The following is a 9,811-nucleotide window of genomic DNA, read 5'->3' as shown; positions in this document are numbered from 1 at the left end:
AAAAAGTAAAACTAAGACTGAAGTCAATTATTATGATAATATAATTCATTTGAAAAAGAAAATTACGGTTAATGTAGATTTTGGAGAAGCACAAAATAAATTTACTTTTACAAAAAAAAATGTAAATGAAATTCAAGAAAAATCAGAACAGAATATTGTGAAAGCTTGCAACGCTTTATTCCAAACATATAAGGATAAAGGCATAGATACGTTTGATATAACTGAACAATTTAATGAAAAATATCCTAATATAACAATCCCTAATATTATTAAAAAAACTGAATTGAAAGTGGATGTAGAAGTACAAATAATGAATATAGGAGATGATAAAAACTTTAAATAATTTACTAGTTTAAATGATTTCTTTTATATAATAAAGGGTGATGGTATTTCATCGCCTTTTGTTTTATAATATAATCATAAAATTATTTTTAAGGTATTTGGAACATTATACTATGGTAAACATAGTATATTATTACAGCGTATTTGGGGTGAAATGTATGGATTTAAAAAGAATTAACATGTTGTTAAAAAGAGATGAGGGTACAAAACTAGATTATAAGCAAAAAATTGATATATTAATAGAAAGTGGTAAAAAAGAACTAGCTAAAGACGTATCGGCTATAGCTAATTCTCGCGGAGGACGTGGATATATCATAATTGGGGTAGAGGATAAAACAAAAAGAATTATAGGTATCGATGCCAATGAATTTAAAGAAGAACAAATTCAGCAAATAATTAGTTCGAGGTGTGAACCACCTATTCCAGTATCTATAGATTTCATAGTATATCAAAGCAAAAACGTGGCAATTATAACTATATATGATGGTGGTCAGAAGCCTTATCAATTAAGAGAGAACGGCGCATTTTACATAAGAAGAGGTTCCACAACAGATACAATGAGGAAAGAAGAATTAATTTCTAGCTTACAAGAAAATTTTAATCTTAATATTGAGACTATGCCTATTATGAATAGTGACATTAATAGTTTGAATTTAGATATTATTAATAAATATTTTGAAAATAAAGGCATATTAGTAAATAATGAAAATAGATTAGAATTTATGGATAATGCAGGAATAACTTTCATAGAAAGAGATTATAATAAAAGGGTAGTTACCCTTGGTGGATTATTGGTATTTTCCTCAATCAATAGTATTTATTTACCTCACAATATGATAAGAATCGTAAATAAGGTAAATGATAAATTTGATGAAGTTATACTTGTGCAAGGAAATTTATTAGATATGTTAGATAGAGTAGAAGAATTTTTAAAAAAGATATTTCCATTTAATTATCCTATAATTGCGGTTCATGAAGCAGTTAAGAATGCAATACTTTATAGGGATTATACTATATTTTATAAGGAAATTGAAATAGTAGTAAATTATAATAGTGTAAGTGTGATTAGTCCTGGAAATCTATTGTTTTCGACCGAAGTTAATACTCATAATTATTTAAAAAGAAACATGTGGATATATGACAAGTTGATAGCTTTAGATGACAAAAAAAGGTTTATAAAATCAGGAAAAGGATTTGCACGAATGAAAAAGAATTTTATTAAATTTGGTAAAGTAATATTTGTGGATTCAAAAGATGATAATACATTTAAGGCTATTTTCCCAGGAGTAAAGCATTTTATTTGAGTTTAGACTTAGTATTGTCTATATATGTGGAACGATTATTTAATGAATAGGGAAAAAACAGTTGAAAATAAACAGAATAAATGGTTAAATAGATATAAGTGAAAAAATTATAAAAAAAGGCTATGAAAGAAAGAAGTAACTGTAATAATTATTAAGAGAGCTAGTGGTAGGTGTGAACTAGTTAAGGAATACAGCGAAATACATTCTGGAGCTTTAGGCTGAAGTAGAATCTTCGATTATGAATTATAACCTTCGATGATGATTAGGCTAAGACGGGTGGACCTTACGTTATAAGGGAAAAGCGGATTGTTTAATCAATTTGGGTGGTACCACGGAAATATTTCGTCCCTTTCATAGGGGGGCGTTTTTTTTATTTCAAAAAATAAATGAAAACTAAAATATGGAGGAATAAAATATGGAAAATGTATATGATACACTTGTAGAAAGAGGGTACATAAAACAACTTACTCACGAGGATGAAATTAAAAAAATATTAGGAGAAGAAAAGGTAACTTTTTATATAGGATTTGATCCAACAGCAGATAGTCTACATATTGGTCATTTTATTGCTATGATGTTTATGGCACATATGCAAAGGGCGGGGCATAGGCCTATAGCTTTAGTTGGTGGAGGAACTGCTATGATAGGGGATCCATCTGGTAAAACAGATATGAGGAAAATGTTATCAAAGGAAGAGATTGATCATAATATATCATGCATAAAATCTCAATTATCAAGGCTTATAGATTTTAAGGATGATAAAGCGATACTTGAAAATAATGCAAACTGGTTATTAAATTTAAATTATGTGGATTTTATAAGGGATATAGGAGCACATTTTTCAGTGAATAGGATGCTCGCCGCTGAATGTTTTAAACAGAGATTAGAAAAAGGGCTATCATTCCTTGAGTTTAATTATATGCTTATGCAAGGATATGATTTCTTAGTATTAAATCAAAAATACGGATGTACTATGCAATTAGGTGGAGACGATCAATGGTCGAACATTATTGCTGGTATGGAACTTATAAGAAAAAAAGAAAGTAAAGCTTCTTATGGAATGACATGTACATTGTTAACAAATAGCGAAGGTAAAAAAATGGGTAAAACGGAAAATGGTGCCTTATGGCTTGATGCAAATAAAACATCTCCATATGATTTTTATCAATACTGGAGAAATATAGAAGATTCATCTGTGGAAAAATGTTTAGCCCTACTTACTTTTGTACCAATGGACGAAATCAAAAGGCTCTGTGCTTTAAAAGGTGAAGAAATTAATGAGGGTAAAAAGGTTTTAGCTTTTGAGGTTACAAAACTTATCCATGGTGAAGAAGAAGCAATGAAGGCTCAAAGCGCAGCACAGGCATTGTTTGGTGCTGGAGTAGATATGAGTAACGTACCTATGGTATCTATCCCTAAAAGCATGCTAGGGGCAGGCATAATGGATATATTAGTCTACACTAAAGTGTTACCTTCAAAAGCAGAAGCTAGAAGGCTAATTGAGCAAGGTGGTCTAACTATTAATGATAAAAGGATCGAAGATAAAAATGCAACACTAGTAGATACTGATTTTCAAGATGGAAAAGTACTAATTAAAAAAGGAAAGAAAAAGTATTATTCTTTGATTATTGAATAAAAGATTCCCAAAACAAAGTTAAAATTTATATTTTAGCTTTGTTTTTGTTTTTAAGCGGGCAATTAACAATTTATAGAAAATTATTTGTATCCCCTTCAAAAAAAAAGTTTATGTACGATAATAAAATATTGATGACTTTTTTAATATTAGTAATTTAAATAAATGGGAGGTGGCTTATGGCTATAATCGGCAATAACCCAATTTTGCAGAAACCTTTATCTAAAAAAACTTTTAGTAAAATATCATTTCAAGCTGGAGAAAAATTTAATGCGAGAATAGTAAGTGTAGATCAGCAAAAGGGAGAAGTAAATTTAAAATTATTAGATGGATGGCAATTTGCGGCTAAGCTAGATAAGCCACTAGAACAAGGAACTAACGAAAGTGTGTTGAATTTTGAAGTAGAAGGATTCGAAGAGGGGAAACTTAAAATAAAGCTAATGCATGAAGATGATAAAAATGTAGTAAATGATATTTTAAAAGACAATGAGAACGGAAAATCATTAAGTGCTGACAAAACAGATGCGTTGCTTTTTGAAAAAATGATAAAACACGATATGCCTTTAATTAAGGAGAATATAATTGATATAAAAAATTTGCTTGATTTTAAAGGGAAAATATCGTTGAATGAGGAAAAAGAGGATAGTTTTATTAGTAAATATATTGAAAGTAGAAATATTGAGCCAAGTAGTGATAAAGCAATTGAAATAACAAAGGTATTAAAAAACTTTTTCGTAGCTTTGAAAAATTTAGAAGTTGATGAGATATTATTATTTAAAGAAAATAATATTGGACTGACTAAGGACAATCTTGAAAGCTTTATAAAATTATTTAAGGGCGATTCAGCTATATATAGCAATTTAAAAGAAATTAGTAACTATTTATTAGATAATGGAGAAAATAAAGATATACAAGGTACAATTAAGCCACCATTAATAAGTCAAAATCAGGATAATATTATTATGATGGGTAAAAATAATGAGATAATAAATAATAAGACACAACCATTGGATAAAATCACCAATTTAAATAAGTTGGATAAAGTTACTGTTAGTGAAAGCAAAATAGATAGTAAAAACTCTACAAATAATAATGTTAAGGGGTATAGTAAAAACAATTCATTTAATGAAATTATAAATATGATAAAAAAAGAATTAAACTTTTCAGATATAGATAAAAAAGTTATAGACAATGTGGAAAAAGAGATAACGAAAACAACTACAGATATTCTCATTAAGGAGCAAATAAAATTAAAGACAGGCGAGATTAAAGATATAGTTAAAGATATTATTCAAAATAAGCTTAACATTAAACCAGAGACTTATGAGAAGGTTATGGATATGTTTAATGGAAAACTAAATGATATAAAATTATTTAATACTATTTCACAGCAGTATTATTATTTGGATTTACCTATAAATGTTAAGAGTGATGAATATCAACTTAAATTAATCATTAAAGATGACAGACAAAAAGGTAAAAAGATTGATAGTACAAATGTAAAAATTGCTACGAGTATAAAAACAATAAATATGGGTACAGTGGATGCCTATATTAAAATTAATAATAGTAGTATGAATGTTGATATTAACTGCGATAAACTTTTTGTTAAAGTTTTAGATATTAGTACGGAAAAATTAATTGAAGATTTATCCAGCCTGAGTTATAGAGTTAGCATTAATGTAAATAACAAGAGTAACGAGTTTACATTAGCAGAGTGTGGGAAATTTTTTAATGATAGAAGTTTTAATGGTATCAATATAAAGGTATAATATAATTAAGGTGTTTTAAGACGATTAGCATATGAGGTGTGTTAAAATGAAAAAGATAAAAAAGGCTACTGCAATAAAGTATGAAAATGGGTATGATGCGCCTATAATAACAGCAGGTGGAATCGGTTATATTGCAGATGAAATTATTAAAACAGCCGAGGAGAGCAAGGTGGCTATAGTACAAAATGAAGAATTAGCGAATCTGTTATCAAATGTTGATATAGGATCCGAAATACCAGTAGAATTATATGATGCAATCGCAAAGGTCATTGCTTATGTTATGGATATAGATAGATCAATGAAAAAAAATTAGAATTTATAATAAAACAATACAGTGTAGTTGTTTAGGAGGTATATTATGGCGTTGTGGGCAATATCAGATCTTCATTTAGCGATCAATTCAGATAAACCCATGGATATATTTGGAGAAAAATGGAGCAACCATCATGTGAAAATAAAAAACAATTGGATTAGTAAAATTTTGCCTGAGGATACGGTGCTAATTGCAGGAGATATTTCATGGTCCATGCATATGTCTGAGGGGATGGCCGATTTAGATTGGATTCATGAGCTCCCGGGTAGAAAAATACTTATCAAAGGAAATCATGATTATTGGTGGAGTAGTATAACAAAGCTTAATACTCTCTACGTGGATATGGATTTTATTCAAAACAACTTTTTTAATTATAATGATGTTGCTATATGTGGGACGAGGGGATGGAATTGCCCTGGATCAACAAAATTTTCTATTCATGATGAAAAAATATATAATAGAGAATTGATAAGACTACGAATTTCATTAGATGCAGCAGTTAAGGGTGGATATAAGAAATTTATTGTAATGCTTCACTATCCACCTTCTAATGATAAGTTTGAGGAAACTGAACTTATAAGTATAGTAAAAGAATATAATGTTTCAAAAGTAATTTATGGTCACTTACATGGACCATCTTTAAGTAGGTTATATGAAGGAAATATAGAGGGTGTTGAATATATAGTAACTTCCTGTGATTATTTAAATTTTGATCCTTTAAAAATATTAGAATAAAACATAAGTTAGTACAATGTGTATAACTAAGAGCAATAAATTATTTTATGTGGATAACCAGATATATAAATTACTATATTTTACTTAATAAATTGATATTATAGTAATTTAGTAGTAAATTAATTATAACAGAAAATTAATACAAATATAATATTAATGTAAACCATAACCAAAATAGTCTGAGATGTTAATTATAAACCTTAAAAGAAGGTATATGAAATTTTATGTAAAGGACTGAGAACATGGCAATAAGAGAGTGGAAAAGATTTTTAATCCCTTATGAACAGGGCGTGGAGGAGTTAAAAGTAAAGTTTAGAAGTATAAGGCGAGAATATAGGCGAAAAAATGACTATTCACCAATAGAATTTGTTACAGGGAGAGTTAAAGAAATATCTAGCATACTTGAAAAAGCTAATAAATTCGGTATTCCTTTGGATAGAATTGAGTTTGAGATGGAGGATATAGCTGGAATAAGAATAATGTGTCAATTTGTAGATGATATTGATAAAGTGGTAAACTTAATTCGCAAGCGACGTGATATGCAGATAGTTTATGAAAAAGATTATGTTGCAAATGTAAAAGGTAGCGGGTATAGAAGTTATCATATGATTATAAAGTATCCTGTGAACTTAGCGGGCGGTCAAACTGAAATACTAGCAGAATTCCAAATTAGGACACTTGCAATGAATTTTTGGGCTACGGTTGAGCATTCTTTAAATTATAAATATAAGCATGATATTCCAGAATATATAAGAAAAAAACTTAAAAATGCAGCAGATGCGGCATTTCAACTAGATGAACAAATGCTCGAAATTAAAGATGAAATTAAGGATGCACAAAAATTATTTGAGGTAAAATCTAATTTGGTTTCGGATATAATGAATAATATACTTATGTTATCATCTCTCGGTAAATTAGCTGAGGCAACTAGGTATAGAGAACAAATAAATAAGTTATTAGAAGAAGGAGAAGTTTTTGAGCTTAGTAGTTTACTTCGTGCAACTCAAAAAACATTAGACATGTATAAGGCGTAATAATAAAAGGGAGTAGAACATTTTAAAATGTTCTACTCCCTTTTTTTTAAGAAACTACTATATTAACTAGTCGTCCTTTGATTACAATAACCTTGCGTACAGTTTTACCTTCAAGAGCGGCAATGAATGTTTTATCATTTAAAGCTGCTTGTTTTATACTTTCTTCATCTAAACCTTGTGCTATAGTTATTCTGGATTTGATTTTACCATTTATTTGAATGGCAATCTCTACCTCGTCTTTAATAAGTGCGTTCTCATCAAAGGTAGGCCAACTCTGATTAAATACAGAATAATCCATACCTAATGTTTCCCACTTTTCTTCTGAGAAGTGAGGAGCAAAGGGAGCTAAAAGCTTAATATAATCTATGAGCACTTCTTTTAAGAATTTACTGTTTATAGTTTCGTAATTAACATATTTTGATACAGCATTTGTAAGTTCCATAAGTCTTGCGATTGAAGTATTAAATTGAAGTTTCTCGGTATCTTCAGTAACACCTTTTATTGCGAAATTTCTCCAATAGTTTAATTCTTTCTCATTTTCGCCCATAGAGGTTACATTATTAGTTCTCTTTAAAATTTCTTCACTTCCGGTGTCTATGGATCTTTCAATTCTATCAACAAATCTTGATATAGCTTTTATACCATCATCACTCCAAGCACCACCATCGGTATAACTAAAACCAAACATTAGGTACATTCTAAATACATCTGCTCCAAACTCTTTAATGTACTTGTCTGGTGAGATTGTGTTCCCTTTGGATTTACTCATCTTTAGTCCGTCTTCTCCGAGTATTAAACCTTGATGAGTAAGTGATAGGAACGGTTCATCAAAGTCTAAGTATCCCATGTCGCGAAGGGCTTTTGTGATAAATCTTGAATAAAGTAAATGCCCACATGCATGCTCAGGTCCGCCAACATACTTGTCTACAGGAAGCATTTTGTTTACTAAGTCTTTATCAAAGATTTTTTCACTGTTTTTATTATCTACATATCTAAATTGGTAGAAAGAAGAACAAACAAAAGTATCCAATGTATCTGCTTCTCTACGAGCAGGACCACCACAAACTGGACAAGTTACATTAATAAACTCTTCACATTTAGCTAAAGGTGATTCTCCATCTGGTGTAAATTCAACATCATAAGGTAGTTCTACAGGAAGTTGATCCTCAGGTACTGGAACAGTTCCACATTTATCACAATGAATTATTGGAATAGGTGAACCCCAATATCTTTGCCTTGAAACTAACCAATCACGAAGTCTAAAGTTTACCTTACCTGTTCCTAAGTTCATGGTTTCCAATTTTTTAACTATTGCTTCTTTTGCGTCATTTGTGGATAAACCATTAAATTCTTCACTATTTATAACTTTTCCATGTTCAGTATAAGGAAGTTTTTCATCATCTTCATTCTTGTTTTTAAAACTAACTATTACTCTTTCGATAGGTAAATTGTATTTAGTTGCGAAGGCAAAATCGCGATCATCATGAGCTGGAACAGCCATTACACATCCAGTTCCATAAGTGTTTAAAACATAGTCTGCAACCCAAATCGGAACTTTTCGTCCATTTATAGGATTTATAGCATAAGAACCTGTAAATACACCGGTTTTATCTCTTGAAATAGACTGTCTTTCTATATCAGTTTGTTTCCTAGCATCATATTTATAAGACTCAACAGAATCTTTATATCCATCCTTAGTAAGGATTTCAACAAGATCATTCTCAGGAGCTATAACTACATATGAAACGCCATATAGAGTGTCTATTCTTGTTGTGAATACACTAAAGTCTACATCGGAATCTGACACCTTAAAAGTAACATCAGCACCAGTAGATTTGCCTATCCAATGTTTTTGCATTGATTTAGTTTTTTCAGGCCAATCTAAAGTTTCAAGGTCATCTAAAAGTTCCTCGGCATAGTCCGTAATTTTTAGGAACCACTGGGTTAAGTTCTTTTTAGTAACCTCAGTGCCACATCTCTCGCAAGAACCATCAGCTAGTACCTGTTCATTTGCAAGTACCGTATTACAGCTAGGGCACCAATTTACAGGCGCTTTTTTTCTGTAAGCAAGACCTTTTTTAAATAGTTGTAAGAATAACCATTGAGTCCATTTATAATAATCAGGTCGACAAGTTACAACTTCATGATCCCAATTAAACATTGCTCCCATGGCCTTTAATTGTGTTTCCATAGTACTAATATTTTGATCTGTAGAATCCTTAGGGTGAACGCCAGTTTTTATTGCATAATTTTCAGCAGGTAGACCAAAAGCATCAAAACCCATTGGCTGAAATACATTATATCCTTGCATTCTCTTCATTCTAGCCCAAGTATCTACAGGGCCATAGTTAAACCAATGTCCTGCATGTAATTGGCTTCCGGATGGATAAGAAAACATTTCAAGTACATATAATTTTTTGGAAATGTTATTTTCATCAAATTTGTATAGGTCAGTATCTTCCCATTTTTGTTGCCATTTTTCATCTATGCCTGTATTATATTTTGCCATTAATATTCCTCCTTGCTATTTTTTAATATTAAATATGATTAATTATTTTTTCTATTTAGATTTTTGCTAATTCATGTAAAAATATGTATTATAGTAAAACAAAAAAACTTCCATCTCAAGAAAGAGACGAAAGAAATATTCCGCGGTACCACTCTAGTTAGGTTTTACA

8 protein-coding genes and 1 other annotated feature are annotated in these 9,811 nt (G+C 30.0%); of the genes, 7 read left to right on the top strand and 1 reads right to left on the bottom strand.

Features of this window, described 5'->3' with window-relative positions:
- The 7 genes from Q0649_RS19560 to Q0649_RS19530 form a co-directional block, all read left to right on the top strand.
- A partial coding sequence (locus tag Q0649_RS19560; protein WP_298845838.1) for a Ger(x)C family spore germination C-terminal domain-containing protein occupies positions 1–343 on the top strand: 343 nt, incomplete at its 5' end.
- 157 nt (positions 344–500) lie between these two features.
- On the top strand, positions 501–1,646 hold the full coding sequence (locus Q0649_RS19555; protein ID WP_298845837.1) for a helix-turn-helix domain-containing protein: 1,146 nt from the start codon (positions 501–503) through the stop codon (positions 1,644–1,646).
- A gap of 113 nt (positions 1,647–1,759) precedes the next feature.
- Positions 1,760–1,999, top strand: a binding site (T-box leader).
- Positions 2,000–2,061: 62 nt separating this feature from the next.
- Complete coding sequence (gene tyrS / locus Q0649_RS19550) at positions 2,062–3,282, top strand: tyrosine--tRNA ligase (protein ID WP_298845835.1); 1,221 nt, start codon at positions 2,062–2,064, stop codon at positions 3,280–3,282.
- 176 nt (positions 3,283–3,458) lie between these two features.
- Positions 3,459–5,051 (top strand): hypothetical protein, encoded by a 1,593-nt coding sequence (locus Q0649_RS19545; protein WP_298845833.1) that lies wholly within the window; start codon positions 3,459–3,461, stop codon positions 5,049–5,051.
- A 46-nt stretch (positions 5,052–5,097) separates the two neighbouring features.
- The gene (locus Q0649_RS19540) at positions 5,098–5,364 is read left to right on the top strand and encodes an EscU/YscU/HrcU family type III secretion system export apparatus switch protein (RefSeq protein ID WP_298845831.1); all 267 of its coding nucleotides are present in this window, start codon (positions 5,098–5,100) and stop codon (positions 5,362–5,364) included.
- Positions 5,365–5,409: 45 nt separating this feature from the next.
- The gene (locus Q0649_RS19535; RefSeq protein ID WP_298845830.1) at positions 5,410–6,099 is read left to right on the top strand and encodes a metallophosphoesterase; all 690 of its coding nucleotides are present in this window, start codon (positions 5,410–5,412) and stop codon (positions 6,097–6,099) included.
- Positions 6,100–6,341: 242 nt separating this feature from the next.
- Complete coding sequence (locus Q0649_RS19530) at positions 6,342–7,133, top strand: GTP pyrophosphokinase family protein (RefSeq protein WP_298845828.1); 792 nt, start codon at positions 6,342–6,344, stop codon at positions 7,131–7,133.
- 46 nt (positions 7,134–7,179) lie between these two features.
- Here Q0649_RS19530 and leuS read toward each other — a convergent pair whose 3' ends face one another.
- Positions 7,180–9,642: a leucine--tRNA ligase gene (leuS, locus tag Q0649_RS19525; RefSeq protein WP_298845826.1), complete on the bottom strand. Its 2,463-nt coding sequence runs from the start codon at positions 9,640–9,642 to the stop codon at positions 7,180–7,182.
- Positions 9,643–9,811: the final 169 nt, after the last annotated feature.

The sequence above is a fragment of the uncultured Clostridium sp. genome (genome assembly GCF_937920395.1).
GTDB lineage: Bacteria > Bacillota > Clostridia > Clostridiales > Clostridiaceae > Clostridium_AD.
The sequence above is the reverse complement of the archived record's forward strand: the minus strand, read 5'-3'. Positions and strand labels throughout refer to the sequence as shown.

What these genes read in the sequence shown, in the direction of transcription:
- Q0649_RS19555 (WP_298845837.1), top strand. Translation starts at nt 501, where the DNA reads ATGGATTTAAAAAGAATTAACATGTTGTTAAAAAGAGATGAGGGTACA.
- tyrS (WP_298845835.1), top strand. Translation starts at nt 2,062, where the DNA reads ATGGAAAATGTATATGATACACTTGTAGAAAGAGGGTACATAAAACAA.
- Q0649_RS19545 (WP_298845833.1), top strand. Translation starts at nt 3,459, where the DNA reads ATGGCTATAATCGGCAATAACCCAATTTTGCAGAAACCTTTATCTAAA.
- Q0649_RS19540 (WP_298845831.1), top strand. Translation starts at nt 5,098, where the DNA reads ATGAAAAAGATAAAAAAGGCTACTGCAATAAAGTATGAAAATGGGTAT.
- Q0649_RS19535 (WP_298845830.1), top strand. Translation starts at nt 5,410, where the DNA reads ATGGCGTTGTGGGCAATATCAGATCTTCATTTAGCGATCAATTCAGAT.
- Q0649_RS19530 (WP_298845828.1), top strand. Translation starts at nt 6,342, where the DNA reads ATGGCAATAAGAGAGTGGAAAAGATTTTTAATCCCTTATGAACAGGGC.
- leuS (WP_298845826.1), bottom strand. Translation starts at nt 9,642, where the DNA reads ATGGCAAAATATAATACAGGCATAGATGAAAAATGGCAACAAAAATGG.